16 protein-coding genes are annotated in these 24,466 nt (G+C 32.5%); 8 read left to right on the forward strand and 8 right to left on the reverse strand.

Translation table 11 applies throughout. The features are described 5' to 3' along the window. Positions 1-525: 525 nt before the first annotated feature. The gene (locus E5167_RS03830) at positions 526-1,620 is read left to right on the forward strand and encodes an AraC family transcriptional regulator (RefSeq protein WP_136841231.1); all 1,095 of its coding nucleotides are present in this window, start codon (positions 526-528) and stop codon (positions 1,618-1,620) included. 378 nt (positions 1,621-1,998) lie between these two features. Continuing rightward, positions 1,999-2,475, forward strand: a complete 477-nt coding sequence (locus E5167_RS03835; RefSeq protein WP_136841233.1) for a CAP domain-containing protein — start codon at positions 1,999-2,001, stop codon at positions 2,473-2,475. Positions 2,476-2,555: 80 nt separating this feature from the next. Here the strand turns inward: E5167_RS03835 and E5167_RS03840 are convergent, their stop codons facing one another. From E5167_RS03840 to E5167_RS03875, 8 genes are all read right to left on the reverse strand, one after another. After that, positions 2,556-4,301 (reverse strand): hypothetical protein, encoded by a 1,746-nt coding sequence (locus E5167_RS03840; RefSeq protein ID WP_136841235.1) that lies wholly within the window; start codon positions 4,299-4,301, stop codon positions 2,556-2,558. Further along, positions 4,291-6,510, reverse strand: coding sequence for a tryptophan-rich sensory protein (locus E5167_RS03845; protein WP_136841237.1), 2,220 nt, complete (start codon positions 6,508-6,510; stop codon positions 4,291-4,293). Before E5167_RS03845 ends, E5167_RS03840 begins: the two co-directional genes overlap by 11 nt. Further along, complete coding sequence (locus E5167_RS03850; RefSeq protein ID WP_136841239.1) at positions 6,507-7,793, reverse strand: BatA domain-containing protein; 1,287 nt, start codon at positions 7,791-7,793, stop codon at positions 6,507-6,509. Before E5167_RS03850 ends, E5167_RS03845 begins: the two co-directional genes overlap by 4 nt. Position 7,794: 1 nt before the next feature. Beyond that, a complete protein-coding gene (locus E5167_RS03855) occupies positions 7,795-8,691 on the reverse strand; it encodes a DUF58 domain-containing protein (RefSeq protein WP_136841241.1) in 897 nt (298 codons plus the stop codon). Next, the gene (locus E5167_RS03860) at positions 8,691-9,695 is read right to left on the reverse strand and encodes an AAA family ATPase (protein WP_136841243.1); all 1,005 of its coding nucleotides are present in this window, start codon (positions 9,693-9,695) and stop codon (positions 8,691-8,693) included. Before E5167_RS03860 ends, E5167_RS03855 begins: the two co-directional genes overlap by 1 nt. A gap of 29 nt (positions 9,696-9,724) precedes the next feature. Then, positions 9,725-10,345, reverse strand: a complete 621-nt coding sequence (locus E5167_RS03865; protein WP_136841246.1) for a DUF4159 domain-containing protein — start codon at positions 10,343-10,345, stop codon at positions 9,725-9,727. Between the two features lie 70 nt (positions 10,346-10,415). Beyond that, a complete protein-coding gene (locus E5167_RS03870; protein ID WP_136841248.1) occupies positions 10,416-11,732 on the reverse strand; it encodes a TldD/PmbA family protein in 1,317 nt (438 codons plus the stop codon). Between the two features lie 27 nt (positions 11,733-11,759). Further along, positions 11,760-13,400, reverse strand: coding sequence for a TldD/PmbA family protein (locus E5167_RS03875; RefSeq protein ID WP_136841250.1), 1,641 nt, complete (start codon positions 13,398-13,400; stop codon positions 11,760-11,762). 419 nt (positions 13,401-13,819) lie between these two features. On the opposite strand from E5167_RS03875, the gene E5167_RS03880 reads away from it, so the two are divergent. From E5167_RS03880 to E5167_RS03905, 6 genes are all read left to right on the forward strand, one after another. Further along, entirely contained in the window at positions 13,820-14,233 is a 414-nt protein-coding gene (locus E5167_RS03880) for an HYC_CC_PP family protein (protein WP_136841252.1), read from the forward strand. A gap of 109 nt (positions 14,234-14,342) precedes the next feature. Further along, a complete protein-coding gene (locus E5167_RS03885) occupies positions 14,343-18,020 on the forward strand; it encodes an efflux RND transporter permease subunit (protein ID WP_136841254.1) in 3,678 nt (1,225 codons plus the stop codon). A 1-nt stretch (position 18,021) separates the two neighbouring features. Continuing rightward, complete coding sequence (locus E5167_RS03890) at positions 18,022-19,239, forward strand: TolC family protein (RefSeq protein ID WP_136841256.1); 1,218 nt, start codon at positions 18,022-18,024, stop codon at positions 19,237-19,239. Between the two features lie 5 nt (positions 19,240-19,244). Continuing rightward, entirely contained in the window at positions 19,245-19,802 is a 558-nt protein-coding gene (locus E5167_RS03895; RefSeq protein WP_136841258.1) for a helix-turn-helix domain-containing protein, read from the forward strand. Between the two features lie 74 nt (positions 19,803-19,876). Further along, positions 19,877-22,600: a heavy metal translocating P-type ATPase gene (locus E5167_RS03900; protein ID WP_136841260.1), complete on the forward strand. Its 2,724-nt coding sequence runs from the start codon at positions 19,877-19,879 to the stop codon at positions 22,598-22,600. A gap of 4 nt (positions 22,601-22,604) precedes the next feature. Further along, positions 22,605-24,323, forward strand: a complete 1,719-nt coding sequence (locus E5167_RS03905; protein WP_136841262.1) for an efflux RND transporter periplasmic adaptor subunit — start codon at positions 22,605-22,607, stop codon at positions 24,321-24,323. The last annotated feature ends 143 nt before the right edge of the window (positions 24,324-24,466 follow it).

The raw sequence follows: 24,466 nt of genomic DNA on the forward strand, positions 1-24,466 counted from the left end.
TGCTAAAAACGTATTAGCTGCTTGATTTCTTTTTTTTATTCGTATAATTAGTATTGCTAAAATAAAACCTTGCAAAGCTACCATTAAAATAATAATCTCAAATATGCTCAAATATTTCATAGCTCTTTAAACAGGTAATAATAAATTTCTTTTGCAAAATAATAAAAAACCAAGTTTTATAATATTAATTAACAATTCTTTTATTTTATTATACACATCATATGTTAAGCCTATTCTTATATTACTTTTTTGTAGAGTTAAGAAATAGGGCTAAAGGGTGATCCGTGTTTGATTTCAATACAATTATGGTTTGCTAATTAATTTTTAATGATGCTTGCAACTTTATTTTTTTTCAAATTCTTTCACTATTAAACTTTAACTTTTTTATTTTGAAGGGATTTTATAGGTAAGTTACATAAAAGCTAAAGCTCTCTAATTAACGTTTAAATAACTAAAAAGCTTTTGTATTAATGTTTGCTATGTAATTACATCAAAATTTTATATTAAATAAATGTGTAATAAAAAATGACAGTATCTGAATATATTATTTTAATATTTTCCATTATTTCATTTTCTGCAGGAGTATATTTTCTGTTTAAAATGAATTATAGCCCTAATTTATGGTTATCGCTAATTTTGTTTACTTTTTCTTATCAAATGTTTTATAGTGTTTTGTTTTGGTCGAGATTTAGTGAGTTTTTATTAGTGCAATTAAACTATACCAGTTTATTACCCATGACCCTTTATGGTCCTTTATTTTACATTTATGTTAAGTCCTTGACTAAAAAAAAATTATTGCTGATCGATATTTTACATTTTATTCCATTAATTATTTTCCTTATATCATTTTGGAATTATTATGCCTTGACATATCAACAAAAGATTATTGAATTTGAGGCAAACAATATAGATTCTTTTAAAATTACCATAATCCCAAAAATGCCATGGGTTTTATGCTTTGTGATGTTGACATACATTATTGTTTCTTATAACAATATTCTCAAGGATTTAAGAAAAGATGATGATTTAGTTTTATGGCTCAAAGCTATTCACTTAGTTTTTGGAGTTTTCGTTATAGGATATTTTGTGTATTACGGTCTTGTTTATTTTGAAGTGATTACAAATGAAATGGATTATTTTATTTCATATATAATGACAGTTTTTATTTCAATGACTTTATACTTTGGTTATCAATATCAAAATATATTTAATGGGAAAGAAATCCAAAAGGTAATTCCTTTTGTAAAATATCAAAGAACTGGATTGTCTAAGTCTTTTTCAAATGATATTAAATCTAACCTTTTAGATTTAATGGATTCTAAAAAACCTTATTTAGATTACGAATTGCGCTTAAATGATCTGGCAGATACATTAAATGTTTCTAGAAATCACATGTCTCAAGTAATTAATGAACATTTTGAAGCTTCATTCTTTGAATTTATTAATAGTTATCGCATAAGAGAGGCTATTCGACTTCTTGAGGAAGAACCAGAGCTCAGCATCTCTTCGGTGGCGTTTGAATCTGGATTTAATAATAGAGTATCTTTTTATAATTCGTTTAAAAAAGTTAAGGGAATGACTCCTACTTCATTTAGAAAAAGGCTGAGTGAATTTAGCTAAAAACACTCATCAATTTTTATACTTACATCATAGGTAAGAATAGCTAAAATTTACAAAGAGACCTTTTAAGTATTAAAAGCTATAATGTTGAATCAAATTTCTTCAATTCAGAAATTAATAATTGGTTTGACATTTTTTCTGTACGCTCTACAAAGTAAGCTTCATAGAAATGTGAGGCTTTTTTTATGCTTTAAAATTTACACAAGTCAATTTTGTATTGCTTTCAAAATAAAGTAATTATTCTCTTAATGATTTGAAAATAGAAACTGTTTAGGATAAACTTTATAGAGTAGTATTTTAGATGAAATTTTATGAATTTAATGACATCTGATTTTAGAATTATCACGTATATAAAAGAGTTAAACCCCAAAAAAAAGCATGAAAAAAGTAATTATATTCTGTTATGTAGTTGTAAGTCTGATGGTTGTGTCTTGTTCAAAAGAAAATGATTTAGACTCTTTCGAAAATGAAGCAAATGAAATATCCTTAACCATAACTCAAGAAATACTCGAATTAGTCAATTTACACCGAAAAAGTATTGGAAAACAAGAGTTAATTAGAAATTCAGACGCCGATAATATAGCAAAAGGTCATACACATTATATGATTAATCAAGGTAAAATAAGTCATGATAATTTCGCTAAACGATTTTTAGAACTTCAAGATCAAGTCCAAGCAATTACAGCAGGAGAAAATGTGGCATTTGGTTATGCAAATGGAAAAACAGTTGTGGATGCTTGGTTAAACAGCCCTGGACATAAAGCCAATATTGAAGGTGATTTTGTTTATATTGGTATTGCAGCTGTTAAAGATTCTAATGGAGCTTACTATTATACTCAATTATTTTATCGTTAATTAGTCTGAAAATATTTAGAACTAAGTTGGTTCTTTCTAAAATTAAAGTTTCCTAAAATTTGAGGTTTTATTATGTGTAGTCACATTTTTGGTTCCAACCATAAATAGCCAATACTTAAAACAAAAACCATAAAAAACCATAAAGGGTTTATAGTGCTATTTGCTGTATTGCTTTTTACTGTATTTAATTTATTAGTTCTAAAATGTTTTTTGTTAGATGTAATTGTACTTACAGCTTTTAAAGTTTGCCATTGTGAATTATTAATAGCATAATACTGAAACACCTTTGTGGTATCTTGTTGTGTTTTAAGGGTGTTCCATCCTTCGTTTTTTGGATAAGTAATTCCTGTCCATAAATCTTTTATATCAATACTTCTTTTAATAGGAATTTGATAGCTTGTTGTTTCTATAAGAGGATTGTTATTGGTTGTTCTTAATTCAAAGCTAAAAGGTTCATTAATATAGGCTAACTTTGATTTAGAATTCCACTCTATACTTGGCGTCTCTTTTTTACTAATGCTTTCAATTGTTTTAGCCCAAAGTTGTTTATAAACATCAATTTCTCCCTTTAGTTGTAACTCATATGTGTTTTGAAGTACACTCGTGCCGATTCTACCTATTCCAAGACGTTTGTACCCTGATACAATATTAGAATTATCATTTAAAATGGATTCAATAGCTATATCATTTTTAAATACAAAAGGATATTTAGAAATTGTATTTTTTGGACTAATTTCTAAAGAAGCATTATTCTTGCTATTGGAAATGAAATTAAATGAATACCAGCGACTTCGAGAGTTAAAAAGGCTAACTTCTGATTGAATAAACATACCCAATCCATATTCTTTTATTGAAGCTTCAAATGCATTTCTTTCATTTTTGGTCAACCCATTTATAGATAGCACATCAATAATAACAACATCAAACGGTTTTAATTGTTCTTGAGTAAATCTAACGGTAGGCTTATTATCCATATTAAAATACTCATATTTATAACGGTCTTTTGTTAACCTGCTTCTAACTAATACATTGTGTCCAGCTTCAGCTAAATAATTTTTTAAGTATTTGGTTTCAAAAGATGGCGTAGCATTTATGATTAGAATATTTAAAAGTTGTTGCTCTTTTACTGTTAATGGTAAAGGTTCTTTTTTTATAACATTATCTACAGAATCTTTTTCAACTAACTGATACACAAATGTTCCTTCTACCTTTAAAGTAGTTGATAATTGAAATTCTTGAGAGGTTTCATTAGTAAGTGTTATGGAATCTAAAACTCTGCCAGCAGAGTCTTCCAAAAGTAATTTATGACCTTTGGTTGGCTGGTTGTATTTACCGTTAAAGAGCATGTCATTCCTAACGGTTTTATTAGCAACGTAATTAAATTTACTTATTCCTTTTGGTGTATTGCCTCCAATATAAATAGTGTTTACAGAGTCTAGTTGCCATAAATCGTAGTGCTGTAAACCGTTACCAAGTATAAATGCCGTTTCTGGAATTTCATTTTGCGGAATTAAAGTTTGATTTTCTTCATAATTGTAAACCTTTAATTTTTTATAAGCTTTTTTAAGACTGTCAAGTTGTGTGTCCATAAAACCACTTGTAAGTATTACAGCTTTAAAAGATTTGCCAGAGTTTTCTATGGTTGGTTTTAAGGCAATTAAAGCTAATGATGCTAATGCTAACAACGATATTGTTGAGTTAATGTAAAAGCGTCTTTTTTTAAGCTTTACACGTTCTTTCCAAATAAACACAAGCCAAACAATAAGTGTAACACCTATAATTTGCCAAAGCCATTCATTATTAATAAAAGAAACACTATTTATCATGAATATCCAATTCCTTTAGTAATAATTGATTAATTTCATTAACAGATGCTGCTGTTTTTGACGGATTGTCATTTGGTTTTGGAATTGCCATAAGCAACCCTCTTTGCACCTCAATATAAGTTTGTGCGTTTCTTTGTGAGCCATCGATGATCCATCGTAACTGTTGTAAAGTGTTTAAGTACTTGCCTGGAAACTCTACAGCTAAGGTTGATAGTTCGTTTCCTGCATTCTCAAAAATAGCAGTAGTTTCATCTGTAAAAAGAGCGTCACTTGTTTTAAAAACCTCTAATGTTAAGATGGCTTGTCGCATAAACGGAAATGCTTCCTCCTGAGCTATGGTTTCATTTTTTCTATAACTTTTTACCGCTTCTAATTTTCCTGTTAAACGTTTGTCTTCTTTTATTGGAGGTGGATCAAACCCAATACGATGCACATAGACTCTAGCCGAATTTTTTATCTCCTGAATGTACTTAAGTGCTTTATACTGAAATGGTAAAGATTTCTCTGGTTCATACAAGCGTAAATATAATTCGGCATCCCACATTTCGTTTAAAGCTTTTTTGAGTTTTGTTCTTAAGGATTCTTCAAATAATGTGGCTTTTTCTGGGTCGTCATGATTATGCATGTATGCTTCAAGCGGATTGTCTTCATCTTTTTTAGTTGTTTTGTCTTCAACTAAATTATGCTCATTTTCGCTATCATGATCGTGTTTGTAACCTGCTAAAGGATCATTAGGATCCTGTTCTAATTCGTGTTGAGCCACTTCGGCATTTTCTTGGTTTACAATGGCAATTTCTGATTCTTCTCCCATAAATGCGCCATATTTTAATCGTAACGATTTTTGATCGAACCCTAGTTCGTTACTCGTAAAATTGAAATCTTTTTTCGAGAGTATTTTTCTGTTTTTTATAAGCTTTTCAGTATCTATTATTAGCTGTCGCTGGCTTCTAAAATAATCTGGCATTCTATCGACTCCAAGAGTACCTTCAACACTAAACTCATACGACGTTGTATCTCTAATAACAGCAAAATAGGTTTCGCTTCTGGCAATATTTGGCTTGGGTGTTTTAAAATCTTGAGTTTCTACGTAAAAATAAAGCTCATCTCCAGGCTCCATGTTCATATTATCTAAATCTATTTTTTTAGATAGCGTCGTATTTTTAGTTCCCTTTTTTAAAGAATTGTCAAAATTTAGTTTTTCCTCTCGAAACTTAACTGATTCACCTGAACCTTTGCTCACAGTGGCAATAATATAGGCGTCTGCCACACCAAAATCATCATTAATAGTTGTTTTAAACTCAACTATTTTATTGTTATCATAATTAAATGAGGTGAATTGATTTAAACCTTGAAGCTTTATGGTTGGAGCAGCGTCTTTAAACGCTTCAATTGCATAAAGATCGGATGTATACGAGTTGCCTTGTACATCTTCAAACTTAAAATTGTAGAAACCTGAGTTTGTTAACGTAGTATCCCAAATGTATGATGCATTATTTAAACGCATAGGATAGTTATTTTCCATGCTTTGCATCATCACATTGTCAATTTGATTGTCAAATTTCAACTCCCAATTTAATTGTGAGCCTTCTAGGGCTTTAATGTTCATTTTTGAGACTCTCTGTGTAGGAATATTAGTGTATTTTGGATAACCTATGGTTACCCATTGTTCTACAATTTTTGGGGCTTCACCTAGGTTGCTTATTGAATCATTAGCCTTGAAAATAATTGGATTAACAGTTGTATTTGGAATAGGCGATTTTTTAAAATAATCTACACGATTTAACTGATTTAAAACAAAACCTAGTCCAATAAGGGAAACAGCAATAATACTCGTACGTTTTAAATGATGTGGTGGCTGTATTTCTTTGACTGCTTCTTTTACCTTTTTTGAAACCTTTAACTGCTGAAGCTTAGCTAAACTAGAATGCCTATCCCAAGGTTGCAACAGTAGTCCAGTACTGTATTCTAACAAATCTATTTGATTGTCTAAAAAGCTACTTGAAGATTTTATATCTGGTTTCCAAGGTTTGATAATAACCGAGGCTATTATGCCCACTAGCACAAACAAAATAAGTGATAACAGAATATTCTGACTTAGAAAGTACATACACGTTGAAATGCCTAAAGCATACAAAAACACTTCTAAGCCAAGCAGTAACTGCCATTGCTTCGTGAATTTAATTAATATGTCTTTGCCTTTGGTATTCATTGTTTTTTATAGTTTGCTACAATTCTTTCTAATATAAGCAAGCCAGCTAAAAGTAACCATAACCATTTTGAAATATCTAAAACACCTGCATAACTTTTTTTGGTTTCAAGGTCTTTAAAAATGGGCTGTAATTCTTCTTTGGCAATAATTCTTTTATCATGTTCTAGAACAGTTTTGGTTACATCTGAATGAAAATCTAGCATTGTAATTAATTGCTCAACTAAACGTTCATTAATTATATTTTCTGAATCTAAAGTTTTGGTTAAATAAAACAAGTTTTTAGTTTCACTTTCCACGATTAAGGTTTGTGCAAATTTGTTGGGTTTATAAGCCAATAATTTTCCTGAAACAAGAACTGGTTTTTGATTGCTCAACCAAACAACACAATTAAAATTACTAAACTCAATATTTGTGGCATCTTCTTCTATTGTTACTTCTATGGGTGTATTTGTGTATTTTGAGATTGCTTTAAAAGCAGCATTAATAAACCTTGTTTCTTTATCAAAACCCTTGTCGTTAAAAATTAAGATATTAAGTGGTTTGATGGTTTTAAGGAGCAGCCATTCATTGTTAATTTTAATACTGTCTTTGGCTTTGTTGAATTCAATCTTGTTGCTGTTTATTGGTAGTGTTTCTTTTTTAAAAGAGGTATTTAACGAGTTGCTAATTGAAGTAATTAACTCAATTTTGTTATCTTTTTCTAAAGCTTTTACAACACGTTCTGATGTTTCTCCATCTTTAAAAATAATCCATTCAACATTTGCATTAACTTCTGGACGTTTCCCTTTTAAACCTTTTAATAATCCGTTGGTGAATACAATAATGCTATCAGAATGCAAATCATCTATTTCTTGAGTTAATTGCCAATAATTTGGTGTTGTTACACCCTCATTAGGTATGTTGCTAAGATTTAATTCTGGAAAGCCACTTTGAAGCAGTTTAATTGGGGTATTAGTGGTAATGGTATCTAATATATTAGTAATTGACTTATTATTAAGTAAGGAAGGCTCTACTAAATAAGTGAGTTTTGTGTTTTTAAAATCTTTTTTTATTTGTGGCTGCGCTATAATTAAAATAACAAGAGCGATTAATAGTAAACGAATAAATAACAACAATAATTCATTCAATTGGATGCTACTGTTTTGTTTTGAGTCAACTTCACTTAGCAATTGGATACTGCCAATTTTAATGGTTTTTCCTTCTTTTTTACTCCATAAGTGAATTGCTACAGGAATTAAAAGTCCGAGTAAAGCCCATAAATATGTAGGATTCAAAAAAAACATATCACACTAAATTATTACGCTTTTTTAAAAATAACTGCAACGCTTCTCCAATTGGTTCGTCCAGTCTAAATAAGTGATACCCTATATTATTGACCAATAAAAAGTCTTTGGTGTTTTTAATCATTTTGTATAACGACTGTAAATATATTTTTTTAGCTTCGGCAGTGTTTACTTTTAATTTGGTTCCTGTTTCTAAATCTTCAAACGTAACATTGCCTTTATAGTCAAAGTCCAATTCATGAGCTCCCATAATATGAAGTACAACCACTTCGTTTTTAAGAGTTTTTAATTTTTTAACAAAGCGTGTTAGCTCTTCATTATTTTCATACATGTCAGTGATAAAGAAAATTAATTCTTTATGTGTGCGATCATGTAGTTTTCTGGATTCTGTATCGTTTTCAGGCCATTTACCATGATTTTCAATGTTTATTAATTCATGAAGCAATCGGTTAAAATGTTGTTTTTGTACTTTGGGATAAACACTATGAAGTTGTTTATCATTAAGTGCAAATAATCCAACGGCATCTCCTTGATTCTGGCTTAAATAGGCCATTGAAGCTACAAGAACCCTTACATAATCCATTTTAGATAATCCGTCTTCTTCATGTAGCATCGAGTTGCTAGAATCTAAAATAAACTTGACTGCAATATTAGTTTCTATTTCAGATTGCTTTATGTAATATCTTCCTGATCGTGCTAGCATTTTCCAATCGAGTAGCCTTAAATCATCTCCTGGTTGGTAGCTTCTAAATTGGCTAAACTCCATTCCTGGACCAACACGACGACTATGATTGACGCCAGATAAATAACCATCAACAATGACACGAGCTATTAAAGCCAAACCAGATACGGTTTTTATAATTTCGGGTTTTAATAAATCGTGATAATCTTGTTTCATTATTTTTTTAATGTTGGAATTGTTGCTTTTAAAATTTCATTAGTAACCTTATCAGATGTGATACCTTCAGCTTCGGCTCTAAAGTTTACAATAATTCTATGTCTTAAAACTGGTATGGCAACCTGTTCTAAATCATCAAGTGTTACCGATAAGCGACCTTGTAATAATGCACGTGCTTTGGCAGTTAAAATCATGGCTTGTCCTGCTCTTGGACCAGCACCCCAATTAACCCATTCTTTTACGTAATTAATAGAAGTAGTTTCTGGTCTAGTAGCACGAACGACCTTGCTAACAAACTCTATTAAATCGTCACTTATTGGCACTTCACGAACCAAATGTTGCAGTCTTAAGATGTCCTCACCACTTATTACTTCGCGTAATGTTTCTTTCTTTACACCTGTGGTATTTTTTAGAATATTTGTTTCTTCAGTTGCTTCTGGGTATCCAATTTTTATATAAAACAGAAAGCGGTCTTGTTGTGCTTCAGGAAGCGGAAAGGTTCCAGATTGTTCAATTGGATTTTGTGTTGCAAGAATAAAAAACGGTCTATCTAGTTTGTATGTGTTACCAGAATAGGTCACCTCAAATTCTTGCATCGCCTCTAATAGTGCTGCTTGTGTTTTTGGCGGTGTTCTATTTATTTCATCTGCTAAAACAATGTTAGCAAAAATAGGTCCTTTATTAAATTTAAAGAATTTTTTTCCTGTGCTATGGTCTTCTTCAAGAATTTCGGTGCCTATAATGTCCGATGGCATTAAATCTGGGGTGAATTGGATGCGTTTAAACTTTAAATCAATTGCTTGTGCAAGGGTTCTAATCATTAAGGTTTTTGCTAACCCAGGAACACCTTCTAACAGCGCATGACCTCCAGCCAGAAATGTGATTAGTAATTGGTCAACCGTTTCTTCTTGTCCAACGATGACTTTACCAATCTCTTTTTTTAAATTTTTAAGCTTTTGAGTTAAGCCATTAACTTCTTTCTCAATACTTGCTAATTCTTTCATGTATTCTGTATTCTTTTCTTATTTAATATTTATGATGTTAGCGCATACATAACTATGTTTACTGCAAAACGTGTATTATCGTTTTTATACCATCGTTTATTCCTAAAATCGTAATCCCATTCGCAACCATAATCTTTGTTGCTGTACAAAACACCTATTCGCCCATTTATTTCTATAGCTTTTAAATATTCGTGAACTAAGTCATCTCCCCAACCATTTAACTCTTGCGAGGTTGTTGGTGGTCCATTTTCAAACTCAAAAAATATATTATAGATTTCGTGATTATTAGGGATTTTTTTTAATCCATCTGCGCCAAAAATAACCTCCATTTGACGCTCAAAAGATTTTGCAAACAAACCGTCAATGTCATGATTGCAATCATCTACAAAAACAAAACCTCCGTTATTGACATATTTTTTGAAATTCTCTCTTTCTTTTTTTGTAAACTGAACAAGCTTATGTCCAGACAAATAACAAAATGGACATTGAAAAATTTCATCACTGCTTAGTGGAATAATCTTCTCCTGCGTATCCACTTTCAATGTTGTGTATTCCACTAACGAATTCAGTACATTTGAAGGCATTCGCTGATCGACATCCCAATCGCCAGATTCATATTGTAATCGTGTAAAAAAGAAAGTATTGCTCAATAACTTATTATTAAAAAAAACTGGTTGAAACGATAATCCATTTCAACCAGTTATATATTAAAATTTTGTTTTATACAGCGTCAGATAAACTAGTAAAAGTAAAATCTCTCACTTTCATATAAGGAATTAAGTTTCCGTTAATACGAACTTGCTGTCCTAATTCTTCTAAATTGTTTAACATAATAATCGGACTCTCATTAAACCTGAAGTTTTTAACAGGGTGTTTAATGCGTCCATTTTCAATGTAAAACGTTCCATCGCGTGTTAAACCAGTATATAGTAAGGTTTGAGGGTCAACACCTCTAATGTACCAAAGTCTGGTAACTAAAATGCCTTTTCGAGTACTTTTTATTAAATCTTCAAGTGATGCGTTGCCACCATCCATAATTGCATTAGGTGGAAAAGGAACTGGATCAACACCTTTTTGCTTTGCCCAATAGCGACTATAAGCTAAATTTTTAACCACTCCATTTTCAATCCACTTCATTTTTTTTAGTGGTTGCCCTTGACCATTCCATGTTGGAGTTGGTACATCTGGATGCAATGGGTCTGACCATACATTAATACGTTCGTCAACAATTTTTTCGCCTAATTTTGTGCCACCACCTTCTTTAGACATAAAACTTCGTCCTTCATCGGCTGTACGTGCATTAATAGATCCAAACATGTTTTGTAATAATCCAATAGAAGCCGCTGGCTCTAAAATAACAGTATATTTTCCAGGCTCAATTGCTTTTGCTTCTCTTGACATTATCGCTTTATCTATTGCGACATTTGAAGCCTCAACAGCATCAAACTTACTTACATCGTTAAAGTCTCTTGTTACCCAACCAGAACCAGTGCCATCGTTGGTTCGCATTGTTACCGTAAAATTAACATTGGTAGATTTATTATAAGCAAATAAACCGTTAGAGTTTAACATCGCAGAAAATCCTGAAGAATCATTTAAAAATCCAGCTGAGGTTACATCTTTTGCAGCAGCAGGGTTAATGCTACTGGCTGCCACTTCAGCGCGATATTCAGGTGTAATGCTAGCCGTTGCTTCACTGTATGTAATAGAATCATCGTAAGCTTGTGGTCCTAAAGGAGGCATAAACTCTGGATTTTCAGGAGCCAGTTTAGCTAATTCTTCCGATCGTTCTACAACTTTCTTCAAGGATGCATCATCAAACTCGTCTATAGTTGCTACACCTGATTTTTGACCAAAATTAGATTGAACAACAAGTGTTTGGTTAGAACGGTGACCAGAGGTTGATACCGTATTTCTCGCATAACGAATATTGCCACTTTCATTTCCGTTCATATTTATTTCACAAGCATCAGCAGTAGAAAAGCTTAAGGCTTTTTCCATAATTCTGCGTGCTTCTTCTTTTGTATATATTGCCATAGTATTCTCTTTTAGTAAAATAAGTTATTAAATAGTTCGACCAGTGTTAATTACATTCACATCTTTAAACCTAGTAGTAGAACTACCATGAGATACAGCGCTAACCTGAGAAGGTTGGCCTTTACCATCGAAGAATGACCCAAAAATGCGGTAGTCATCTTTATCACAAATTTTAACACATGAATTCCAAAATTCTTGAGTGTTAGATTGGTAAGCCACATCGTTTAGCATGCCTTCAATTTTTCCATTTTTAATCTCGTAGAACACGGTTCCGCCAAATTGGAAATTATAACGTTGTTGATCTATTGAATACGATCCTCTTCCAGCAATATAAATGCCTTTTTCAACATCTTTTATCATATCGTGGATGTTATACTTTTCTTTTCCTGGTTCTAACGATACGTTAGGCATACGTTGGAATTGTACATCATTCCAGCTTTGTGCATAACAACAACCATGAGACTCGTTTTGATCAATCATATGCACTTGGTCACGAATGGCTTGATAGTTTTTTAATATACCATTACGAACTAAATCCCACTTTTTGGTTTTTACACCTTCGTCATCATAACCTACAGCACCTAAAGAGCCCACCTGAGTTTTGTCTGCAACAAGATTTACAATATCGCTTCCATATTTAAAGTCTCCAGATTTCCATTTATCTAAAGTTGCAAAACTTGTTCCAGCATAGTTAGCCTCATAACCCAATACACGATCTAATTCAAGAGGATGACCAACAGATTCGTGAATAGTTAAACCAAGGTGATTAGGGTCTAGAACTAAATCGTATTTACCAGCATCTACAGATTTGGCGTTGAGCATTTCTTTAGCTTGTTTTGCAGCGGCTGTTGCATCCTCTATAATATCGTAACTATTTCTATAACCAATTAAACCAGCTGGGCCTTCAATTTTTTCAGAGTCTAATCCATCCATGTATTCATAACCTAATCCCATAGGCGCACTTAAAGCTGAACGTGATTTAAATTTACCAGCTGAACGATCAATAGCAGTTACTCCAAACGTTGGCCAAATTCTATGTACATCTTGGTCAATATATGAACCTTCGGTTGAGGCAAAATACTTTTGCTCATTAACCATAAACAATGCAGAGTTTACAAAATTTGCTCCGTTTTCCATTGCTGCAGCATTTGCACTTAAAAGCAAATCTACTTTTTCAGATACAGGAACATTTTTAAAATCTTTTTTTATTGGTGTTTTCCAAGATACTTCTCCGTGCGATTGCACAGGCGCTAATTTTACAGGATCTTTTTGGATTTTAGAATTTGCTTTTGCAATAGCTACGGCTTGCATGGTGGCTTTTTTAATGCCATCTTCAGTAACATTGTTGGTTGAGGCAAAACCCCAAGTTCCATTAGCAATAACACGTATTCCTATTCCAAATGACTCGGTATTTTGTACGTTTTGTACTTTGTTTTCGCGTGTAAATACAAATTGGTTTAAATATCTGCCAATTCTTGCATCAGCATAAGTCGCGCCAGCAGATTTTGCTGTGTTTAAAGCCACATCAGCTAATAATTTTTTTGTGGTTACATCCAAACCAGGATTAAGCAATGCCTCGGCAGGAATGTTACTTCCCATGAGTAGAGAAGGCACCATTAATGCACCAGTCCCTAATCCTGCATATTGAATAAAGTCTCTTCGTTTCATATATACTTTATATTTAGTTTGTATTGATAAAATCAACGTGTTTTCAAGAAAGATATTTCTGAAAATTATGGTTGAATCTAAATGTTAATATGGAGCATCCTAAGATAGGAATTTTGAAAAAGCTTTACTATATAGAATAATTTTTTAACATATTCTTAAGTGTAAAACTGAATTAATATTTTTTTTAATTAAAAATGTGTTTTTAATTAAAAAATACAAAAGTATGATTCTTAAAATAGATCAAATTGTATTTTTTAGACATTAAAAATCAGAAACTGATGTGTCAATAATTACAGAAATATTTTAACTTTTTGTCAATAGTCAACATATAATTATAAAAAAAACATACACTTTTAGGTGTGTTAACTTATTGCTAAAAAGACAAGTAATATGTTATTTTTTGTATCTTTGTTACTGCAATGAAATCTATGCTCCATAAAATATTATCTATTGCTATGGCATTTGTAGTACTACTTTCTACAATGTCCTTTACCATAAGTAAGCATTATTGTGGCGATACACTTGTTGATACTTCTTTGTTTAGAGAAGTAAAATCTTGTGGTATGGAAATGCAAAATTCTTCAAGCAAAGATTGTTCAGTAATAAAGAAGAATTGTTGTAGCGAAGAGCAAGAACTAGTCAAAGGACAAGACGATTTAAAACTTGACTTTACTAAGTTAGATTTGCAGCAAAAAATATTTGTAAGCACTTTTGTTTTTAGTTACATCAATCTTTTTGAGAGTGTTGCAAAAGAAACCATTCAATTTAAAGATTATTCACCTCCTCTCATAGTCAAGGATATATATATACTTGACGAAGTTTATTTAATTTGATTTAAAGTTTTAGAGAAATATACCATTTAGTAATATGCTAATATGGTATGTTTTGTTATTCGCATTTATTATAGAAATAAAGTAGTCTAAACAATTAAATCAATGACGTATGCTAAATAAAAGCATCAAATTTTTAATAGAAAACAAATTAGTTTCAGTACTTCTTCTAGTGCTTTGTATTGGATGGGGAATCACCAATGCACCATTTAATTGGGATACAGGATTTTTTCCTAGAAACCCTGTGGCAGTTGATGCTATTCCTGATATTGGTGAAAATCAACAAATAGTATTTACCAAATGGGAAGGGCGTTCACCACAAGATATTGAAGATCAAATAAGTTATCCTTTAACAACCTCTTTACTCGGAATTCCAGGTGTGAAAACTATTCGCAGTTCCTCCATGTTTGGTTTTTCAAGTATCTATATCATTTTTGAAGAAGATGTAGAGTTTTATTGGAGCAGAAGTAGAATTCTGGAAAAATTAAATTCTTTGCCTGCAGGATTGCTGCCAAGTAATGTGCAACCAGCTTTAGGACCAGATGCAACAGGTTTAGGACAAATATTTTGGTACACCTTAGAAGGTCGCGACGAACAAGGAAACGTTACAGGAGGTTGGGATTTGCATGAGTTAAGAAGTGTTCAGGATTATTATGTAAAATATGGATTATCATCAGCATCAGGAGTGTCTGAAGTAGCATCAATTGGAGGGTATGTTCAAGAATATCAAATAGACGTAAATCCTAATGTTTTAAAAGAATATGATATATCGTTACAGCAAGTAGTTAATGCCGTTAGAGATACTAATAAAGATATTGGTGCTAAAACTATCGAAATTAATAGAGCTGAATACTTAGTTCGAGGTTTGGGTTACGTAAAATCTATTAGCGATATAGAGAATGCTGTAGTGACTTCAGAAAACAATGTGCCAATTTTTATTAAAGATGTCTCAAAAGTATCACTTGGTCCAGCGGAGAGAAGAGGTATTCTGGATAAAGAAGGAGCCGAAGTTGTTGGTGGCGTCGTTGTAGCACGTTATGGTGCCAATCCAATGGAAGTTATTACTAAGGTGAAGAAGCAGATTGTAGAAATTAGTAAAGGCTTGCCATCTAAAGTACTAAAAGACGGCCGCACATCGCAATTGACCATCGTGCCTTTTTATGATAGGACCGAATTGATTCAAGAAACACTCAATACACTTGACGAAGCACTCACCCTAGAAATTCTTATTACCATTCTAGTCATTATTGTGATGGTATTTAATTTAAGAGCTTCAGTGTTAATTTCTGGATTGTTACCTGTAGCTGTACTCATGGTATTTATAGGTATGAAGTTTTTTGGAGTAGATGCTAATATTGTAGCGCTTTCAGGTATTGCCATTGCTATTGGAACGATGGTAGATGTTGGTGTAATTCTCTCCGAAAATATTATCAGGCATATTGATGATGACGAATCGAAAACTCCAGTTAATGAAGTCGTTTTTATAGCAACAAAAGAGGTTTCTGGAGCGATTCTTACAGCAGTAATGACCACGATTATAAGTTTTATTCCTGTCTTTACAATGATTGGAGCCGAAGGAAAACTATTTAGACCTTTAGCAGCAACAAAAACCATGGCTTTAGTCGCCTCTGTAATAGTCGCGTTGTTTTTAATTCCACCTTTTGCAGCATGGTTATTTGGTTGGAAATCACCTAAGAAAAACATTGGACTTGCGTTAAATGCTGCTTTAGCTTTATTCGGAATTTTTACTGTCTTCAGTGGTTATACATTAGGAGTTATTCTCATTGCATTTGCAGTGGTTAACTTCTTAAAATCAAACCAAACTTTATCCTATAAACAAGCTAATATTATCAATATTGTAATCTCAGCTATTGCTATTGTGATGCTTTTAAGTGTGTATTGGCGTCCTTTAGGTGTCGATTATAGTTTGGTGTCTAACATTATTTTTGTTGGTATCATCTGCTTTGGTTTGTTAGGTGTTTTTACTGTGTTTAGACAATATTATGTGCGCATTTTAACTTGGGCTTTAGCAAATAAATTACTCTTTTTAAGTATTCCTGCTTTAATTGTGTTTTTTGGAATTAATATATGGAACAATACTGGAAAAGAATTTATGCCTTCATTAAATGAAGGATCTTTCTTGTTGATGCCAACCTCTTTGCCACATTCAGGCGTTGAAGAAAATAAACGTGTGTTACAACAGTTAGATATGGCTGTGGCTACTATTCCTGAAATCAAAACGGTTGTTGGTAAAGCTGGTCGAGTTGAAAGCGCACTCGACCCTGCGCCATTATCCATGTACGAAAATGTTATTATCTATAAACCAGAATATAAACTGAATGATGAAGGCAAGCGTGAGACATTTAAAGTCAATGAGGATGGATTGTTCGAAACGATGTCTGGAACTTTCGTGGCTTCTGGAACCAAAATCGAAACTAATAATTTAATTGTTGATGAAGATGGTGAATACTATCGTAACTGGCGATCACATATTAAATCTGCTGACGATATATGGAAAGAGATTGTTAATGTCACTAAATTACCTGGAGTGACTTCTGCTCCAAAATTACAGCCTATAGAAACGCGCTTGGTGATGCTACAAACTGGTATGAGAGCACCAATGGGAATCAAAGTTAAAGGACAAGACTTAAGACAAATAGAAAGCTTTGGATTGCAACTTGAAAACATTTTAAAACAAGTTGAAGGTGTTAAAAAAGAAGCGGTATTTGCAGATAGAATTGTTGGAAAACCTTATTTGTTAATTGATATTGATAGAAAAAAAATTGCACGTTATGGTATTTCTATTGATGAAGTGCAATCGGTTTTAGAAGTGGCAGTTGGTGGAAAAGTATTAACTCAAACGGTCGAGGGAAGAGAGCGTTATGGAGTTCGTGTACGTTATCCAAGAGAACAACGAGACAGTCCTGAAGACTTAGGAAATATTTATGTGCCAACGTCTAAAGGAAATCCTATTCCGTTAAAAGAGTTGGTTGATATAAAGTATGAGCAAGGACCACAAGTAATAAAAAGTGAGGACACTTTTTTAGTAGGCTACGTGCTGTTTGATAAACTAGATGGACAAGCAGAAGTAACAGTAGTAGAGAATGCTCAAAAAGCAATACAAGGAGCTATAGAACGTGAAGAATTGATAGTTCCAAAAGGTATTAACTATCAATTTACAGGTGCTTACGAAAACCAATTAAGGGCAGAAAAAACACTGTCAGTAGTAGTGCCTTTGGCATTGATTATCATCTTTTTAATACTGTATTTTCAATTTAGGTCAGTAGCTACATCGTTAATGGTATTTACAGGTATTGCAGTGGCATTTTCAGGCGGTTTTATTATGATTTGGTTGTATGGAGAATCTTGGTTTTTAAATATTGACCTTTTTGGCTTTAATCTTAGAGAGTTATTTCAGATGAATCCAATAAACTTAAGTGTTGCTGTTTGGGTTGGGTTTATTGCCTTATTTGGCATTGCAACAGACGATGGTGTGGTCATGGCAACGTATTTAACACAAACTTTTAATAAAAATGCACCAAAGTCAAAAGCAGACATAAGAGCCTCTGTTATTGAGGCAGGAGAAAAACGAATTAGACCATGCTTAATGACCACAGCAACAACACTTTTAGCATTGTTACCAATACTAACCTCGACAGGACGAGGTAGCGATATTATGATCCCTATGGCTATTCCAAGTTTTGGAGGAATGCTTATTGCTTTAATTACATTGTTTGTTGTTCCAGTATTATACAGTTGGAGTAAAGAAATATCACTAAAACAAATTTAAAATGAAAATAAAATATAGTTATACAATCGGTTTTACATTATTAATCTTTAACATTTGTAGCGCTCAAAGACTTCAAGATTATCTAAATATAGCCAAGGCTAATAGTTCTGAAATACAAGAGAAACATCTAGAGTATGTATTGTTTCAAGAAAAAGTAAATGAAACAGGGAATTTAGAAGATACTTATGTAAGTGTTGGTCCATTTGTGTCAACACCTGAAACTAGAGTAGGGGCCCAAATAATTAAATTTGGAATAGAACAGCGGTTACCTTGGTTTGGAACTTTTAATGCTGAAAAATCTTATGCAGAAGCTATTTCGGAAACCAAACAGTTTGACGCTAACTTAGCTGAAAGAGAATTGTTATTTCAAGTAAAGACGTTGTATTATGAGTTGTATCAAAAATATAAAATAGAGAAGATACTTAAGGATAATAAGCAAATTTTGACCACCTATGAAAATATGGCATTGTCGGCTTTAGAAAACAATAAAGCAACGATGAGCGATGTGCTAAAAATAAAAGTTCAAAAAAATGAATTGCATAGTAACATCTTTAAAAACCTTAACGAAATAGAAGCGTTAAATAAAAATTTTAATAGGTTATTACAACAAGATATAAATACGCAAATAGTAATTGTTGATAGCTTAAGTGTTTTAGATATTATGATGGAAGAAGTAACAATTAATAGCCATCCTAGTTTGTCTAAAATTGAAATTTATAATAAGGTTTATCAAGCGGAGAACGATTTAATTGATAAGGAAAAACGTCCAACATTATCCTTTGGGTTAGATTATATTTTGGTTGAAGAGCGTCAAGATTTAAAGCTAAACGACAACGGAAAAGATATTGTGATGCCCAAAATAGCTTTGTCTATTCCAATTTTTACTAAAAAATACACGTCTAAATCAGCTCAAGTTAAAATTAAGCAAGAGTCACTTCATTCAAAAAAAGAAACCCAAAAAAAGCAACTAGAAATGGCGCTTCAAACCAGTAGTCTAGAATTAGATAATGCTATTTTAAATGTAGTCGCTGCACAAAAAAATACAGTTGAAACACAAATAGCAATAGATGTGGACTTAAAAGCTTATGAAACAGGGATTTTAGATTATGATAAAATATTAAACCTCCAGTTGCAAAAAATAAAATTTCAGCTCATGGAAATTAAAGGTGTTAAAGAGGCATTTGTCGCAAAAGCTAAAATGGAATATTTGACTAAATAAGCATTATGAATAGTGTTTTATATATAAAAAATATGGTTTGTAGCCGCTGTAAAAAAACAGTTTTAGCCCTATTAGTTCAGGAGGGCTTTGAAGTGGAGTCTATTCAACTTGGTAAAATAGTTGTAAAAGAAACTCAAAACAATGATTATGTAAAACTAGAGAGACAGTTAAATGATTTAGGTTTTGAGCTTATTAAAGACTCTTCCAAAGCATTAGTTGAAAAAATTAAAATAGCCCTCATACAACAAATAGATAAAGGTGATACCGAAGGTATTCTTTCTAAACTTGCAGATGATTTAGGCAAAAACTATTCATTTTTGAGTAAAACCTTCAGTAAATCTGAAGGTATTACACTTGAAAAGTATTTTATCAACTTGAAAATAGAAAAAGCTAAAGAACACATCCAATTGAATCAGTGTAATTTTTCTGAAATAGCTTACAGCCTTAATTATAAAAATAGTAGCCATCTAGCAAAACAGTTTAAACAGGTAACAGGAATGACAATGTCAGATTATAAAAATTTACATAATCATAATAGAAAAGGGTTAGACAAAATTGTATAAGTATTAATCATAATTAGGAAAACTAAAAATTGCTTTATGAATTAGTTTTATGGGTTAATTATAAATTTAAGAAAATGAAACACAAATATCAAATACAAGGAATGACTTGCAAAGGTTGTTTAAGAACTGTAAAGAATGCATTGTCGGAAGTTCAAGGTGTAGTTGATGTGGCTATTGATTTTGAAAATAAAACAGCCAAGATTGAAATGGGTCAACATATTGAAATTGAAAAATTTGAACAGGCGGTTCAAGAAAAGAAAAGTAAGTATCATATACATCCTTTCAAATCTGATGGTATAAAAACACGTAAATATCCTATCAACGGGATGACGTGTAACGGTTGTAGGTCGCACGTAGAAAAAACACTTGCTAAAGTTGATGGTGTTGTAGAGGTTACTGTTAATTTAGAAAAAGCCGAAGCAGTTATTGATATGGAAACTATCATTCCTTTTGAGACGTTTCAAGAAACCTTAAAAAAAGATGGGGATACTTACACCATTTACAAAGCAGGTCAACGCCCAGAATCTAATCAAGATAAAAAACAGAAACCAAAAGGAAAAGGCACAGGCACATTTTATTGTCCTATGCATTGCGAGGGTGAGAAAACTTACGACAAATCTGGTGATTGTCCTGTCTGCGGAATGGATTTGGTTGAAGAACAAAATTTATCAGCAATTTCAAAGGAGCAATGGACCTGTCCTATGCATCCAGAAATTGTAAAAGACGAAGCAGGTTCCTGTCCAATCTGTGAAATGAATTTAGTGCCAATGCAACCTGAACTTTCAGAAGAAGAAAAGGCTTATAAAAAATTATTAAAGAAATTTTGGATAGCTACAGCATTCACCTTACCAATTTTTTTAATTGCAATGAGTGAAATGCTAACCAATAATCCATTATACGACATAATGGAACAGAAATATTGGAACTGGATTCAGTTTGTATTATCTATTCCAGTAGTGTTTTATGCCACTTGGATATTTTTTGAACGAGCTTACAGAAGTATCAAAACGTGGAATCTCAATATGTTCACCCTTATTGGTGTTGGTGCAGGTGTGTCGTGGTTGTTTAGTGTTTTTGGTATGTTTTTTACTGATATCTTTCCTGAACAATTTAAAACCGAATTAGGCGCTGTTCATGTATATTTCGAGGCTGCAACGGTCATTTTAACATTAGTGTTGTTAGGGCAATTGTTAGAAGCTCGTGCGCATAGTAAAACCAATTCGGCAGTAAAGGAACTGCTAAAGTTAGCACCAAATAAAGCCATAAAAATTGTGGATAACGAAGAGGTTGAAGTCAGTATTGACGAAATAGAACTCAACGATATTCTAAAAGTAAAACCAGGCGATAAAATTCCTGTAGATGGTGTCATTACAGAAGGCGATACCAGTATTGACGAATCAATGATTACTGGTGAACCTATTCCTGTAAACAAAGCTGTAGATGATAGAGTAAGTAGCGGAACAATTAACGGGAATCAATCCTTTTTAATGAAAGCTGAAAAGGTAGGAAGTGATACTTTATTATCACAAATCATTCATATGGTAAATGATGCCAGTAGAAGTCGTGCACCTATTCAAAATTTAGCAGACAAAGTTTCGGGTTATTTTGTTCCAGTTGTAGTAATCATTTCGGTTATCACATTTATTGTATGGTCTATTTGGGGACCAGAACCAGCTTACGTCTATGCCTTGGTCAATGCAATTGCAGTTTTAATCATTGCATGTCCTTGTGCATTAGGTTTGGCAACACCAATGTCAGTAATGGTTGGAGTGGGTAAAGGTGCTCAAAATGGTGTATTGATTAAAAATGCCGAAGCTCTTGAAAAAATGAACAAGGTTGATACATTAATAGTTGACAAAACGGGAACCATTACCCAAGGTAAGCCAACAGTTGAAGCCGTAGGTGCTTTTAGCGATGCTTTAAGTGAAAAAGAAGTGTTACAATACATCGTTTCACTAAACACAAATAGTGAACACCCTTTAGCAGAAGCTACCGTTAAATATGGAAAAGAGCATAATGCTGAAATACTAAAGTCCGAAGATTTTAGTGCTGTTACCGGAAAAGGTGTTGAAGCCAAAATTGATAGCAAAAATGTAGCATTGGGTAATCCTAAAATGATGGAATATGCCAAAGCAGAAATTACACCTACAATAAAAGAAGAAGCTAAAAGGTATCAAAAACAAGGAAAAACTGTTTCGTATTTAGCCATAGATAAAATAATAGTCGGTTATGTAGTTATTGGCGATAAAATAAAAGAAACAAGTGCCAAAGCGATTAAGGAACTTCAAGAAAAAGGTATTGATGTGATTATGCTTACAGGCGATAACCACAATACAGCACAAGCAGTCGCATCTAAGTTAAATCTGGCAGATTTTAAAGCCAGTATGTTACCACAAGACAAACTAAAAGAAGTAGAAAAACTACAAGAAAACGGAAAAGTGGTTGCTATGGCAGGTGATGGCATTAACGATGCTCCAGCATTGGCTAAAAGTGACGTAGGTATTGCTATGGGAACAGGAACAGATGTAGCCATTGAAAGTGCAATGATAACATTAGTAAAAGGCGATTTAAACGGAATTGTAAAAGCCAAAAATTTAAGTAAGGCTGTAATGAAAAACATCAAGCAAAATCTGTTTTTTGCTCTTATTTATAACACATTAGGAGTGCCAATTGCAGCGGGTGTTTTGTTTCCATTCTTTGGAATACTGCTCTCGCCAATGATAGCAGCTTTAGCTATGAGTTTTAGTTCTGTTTCAGTAATAGCAAACGCATTAAAATTAAAAAATATTAAAATATAATACTATGAAAAAATATGTAATCTATTTAGGAATATTAGCTGTTGGTCTAATTTTGGGCTGGCTACTATTTGGCGGCTCAATAAATAAAGAGGCATCACATAATCACGATGAGGTTTCAGAAGGTAATACAATGTGGACATGCTCAATGCATCCGCAAGTCATGAAACCAGAATCTGGTGATTGCCCAATATGCGGTATGGATTTAATACCTGCTGAAGCTAATACTGATGGATTAGAAGTCAATCAGTTTAAAATGACTGAGAACGCAATGGCATTGGCGAATATAGAAACAACAACTATTGGAGTAGGAGAGTCATCAGCTAATCAATTAACCTTGTCAGGTAAAATTCAAACCAATGATAAATCGAGCGCTATTCAAACAGCTCATTTTGGTGGGAGAATAGAGGTGTTAAATTTTAAAAGTAAAGGTGAATTTGTTAACCATGGTGATGTTATAGCATCTATTTATTCTCCAGAATTAGTGACTGCTCAAAATGAGCTAATTGAAGCTATGGATATTAAAAATGAACAACCAGAATTGTACAAAGCGGTAAGAAACAAGTTGAAGTTTTGGAAAATTTCTGAGCAACAAATAGAGAGGCTTGAACAAACTAAGAAAGTAATAACCAACTTTAAAATGTATGCCAATACTAAAGGGTATATTGAGGCAATTTTTGTTGAAGAAGGTAATCATGTTAAAGAAGGTACACCATTGTTCAAAGTGACGAATTTAAATACTGTTTGGGCGCAATTAGATGCATATGAACAAGATGTAAAAAGCTTAAGTCTTGGTCAGACTATTTTAATTACCGTAAATGCTTTTCCAGATAAAAACATTGAAGGGAAAATTGATTATATAAGTCCAACATTTAATGACAAAACCAGAACAATTCCAGTAAGGGCAACACTTAATAACCCAACAGAAACCTTGAAACCTGGGATGTTAATTTCTGCTACTACCAATTTAAAATCTAACGATAAAGAGGTTGTGTTAAGTATACCAAAATCGGCTGTTTTATGGACTGGGGAACGTTCTATAGTATATGTAAAGGTGCCAAATGAATCACCAGTGTTCGAGCTAAGAGAAATAGCACTTAGCAATGCAGTTGGTGAAAACTATAAAGTGTTAAACGGATTGGAAGAAGGCGAAGAAATCGTTTCTAATGGGACATTTACAATAGATGCTGCTGCACAACTTAATGGAAAACAATCCATGATGAACCGCGTAATATTGAATGATGAAGATTCTTCTAAAACGATAGAGAGACTCAAAGTGTCAACAACATTTCAAGAACAGCTTAAAACAGTAGTAGAAAGTTATCTTGTATTAAAAGATTATTTGGTGAGTGATGATGCTTCCAATACAGGAAAACAAGCAAAAATAGTACTCGACAACTTAGATAATGTGGATATGACACTTTTAGTAGATAATAGCGCTCATATGCAATGGATGGAACTCTTAAACAATATTAAAACTGCTGCAAATTCACTTTCAGAAGAAACCGATATTGCATCTCAACGTAAATATTTCAAACCATTATCCTCAAATATTACTAAAACCGTAGAGTTGTTTGGTATAAACCAAGCAGTATATTCACAATTCTGTCCTATGGCCGATGATGATAAAGGTGCTTATTGGTTAAGTTTAAGTAACGAGATAAGAAATCCATATTTTGGAGATGCTATGTTAAAATGCGGAAGTGTTGAAAAAATTATAAAATGATTATTGTTTTTAAGATTTTAACAAATCAACAATAAAAGTTTACATTTAATCTAATTTTTTGTTGGTTATAAGTAAGTATAGTATAAATTCGCAATACAAGACTATTTAGTCTTCTATTAATTTGCCTTTTTTGCCTATGAAAT

It is taken from the genome of Pontimicrobium aquaticum, assembly GCF_005047595.1.
In the GTDB taxonomy this organism is placed as follows: domain Bacteria; phylum Bacteroidota; class Bacteroidia; order Flavobacteriales; family Flavobacteriaceae; genus Pontimicrobium; species Pontimicrobium aquaticum.

Bases quoted from the DNA above. Each gene is read 5' to 3' on its own strand.
- E5167_RS03905 (WP_136841262.1), top strand. From the start codon at position 22,605: ATGAAAAAATATGTAATCTATTTAGGAATATTAGCTGTTGGTCTAATT.
- E5167_RS03880 (WP_136841252.1), top strand. From the start codon at position 13,820: ATGAAATCTATGCTCCATAAAATATTATCTATTGCTATGGCATTTGTA.
- E5167_RS03830 (WP_136841231.1), top strand. From the start codon at position 526: ATGACAGTATCTGAATATATTATTTTAATATTTTCCATTATTTCATTT.
- E5167_RS03855 (WP_136841241.1), bottom strand. From the start codon at position 8,691: ATGAAACAAGATTATCACGATTTATTAAAACCCGAAATTATAAAAACC.
- E5167_RS03870 (WP_136841248.1), bottom strand. From the start codon at position 11,732: ATGGCAATATATACAAAAGAAGAAGCACGCAGAATTATGGAAAAAGCC.
- E5167_RS03875 (WP_136841250.1), bottom strand. From the start codon at position 13,400: ATGAAACGAAGAGACTTTATTCAATATGCAGGATTAGGGACTGGTGCA.
- E5167_RS03835 (WP_136841233.1), top strand. From the start codon at position 1,999: ATGAAAAAAGTAATTATATTCTGTTATGTAGTTGTAAGTCTGATGGTT.
- E5167_RS03860 (WP_136841243.1), bottom strand. From the start codon at position 9,695: ATGAAAGAATTAGCAAGTATTGAGAAAGAAGTTAATGGCTTAACTCAA.
- E5167_RS03845 (WP_136841237.1), bottom strand. From the start codon at position 6,510: ATGAATACCAAAGGCAAAGACATATTAATTAAATTCACGAAGCAATGG.
- E5167_RS03895 (WP_136841258.1), top strand. From the start codon at position 19,245: ATGAATAGTGTTTTATATATAAAAAATATGGTTTGTAGCCGCTGTAAA.
- E5167_RS03890 (WP_136841256.1), top strand. From the start codon at position 18,022: ATGAAAATAAAATATAGTTATACAATCGGTTTTACATTATTAATCTTT.
- E5167_RS03840 (WP_136841235.1), bottom strand. From the start codon at position 4,301: ATGATAAATAGTGTTTCTTTTATTAATAATGAATGGCTTTGGCAAATT.
- E5167_RS03900 (WP_136841260.1), top strand. From the start codon at position 19,877: ATGAAACACAAATATCAAATACAAGGAATGACTTGCAAAGGTTGTTTA.
- E5167_RS03850 (WP_136841239.1), bottom strand. From the start codon at position 7,793: ATGTTTTTTTTGAATCCTACATATTTATGGGCTTTACTCGGACTTTTA.
- E5167_RS03885 (WP_136841254.1), top strand. From the start codon at position 14,343: ATGCTAAATAAAAGCATCAAATTTTTAATAGAAAACAAATTAGTTTCA.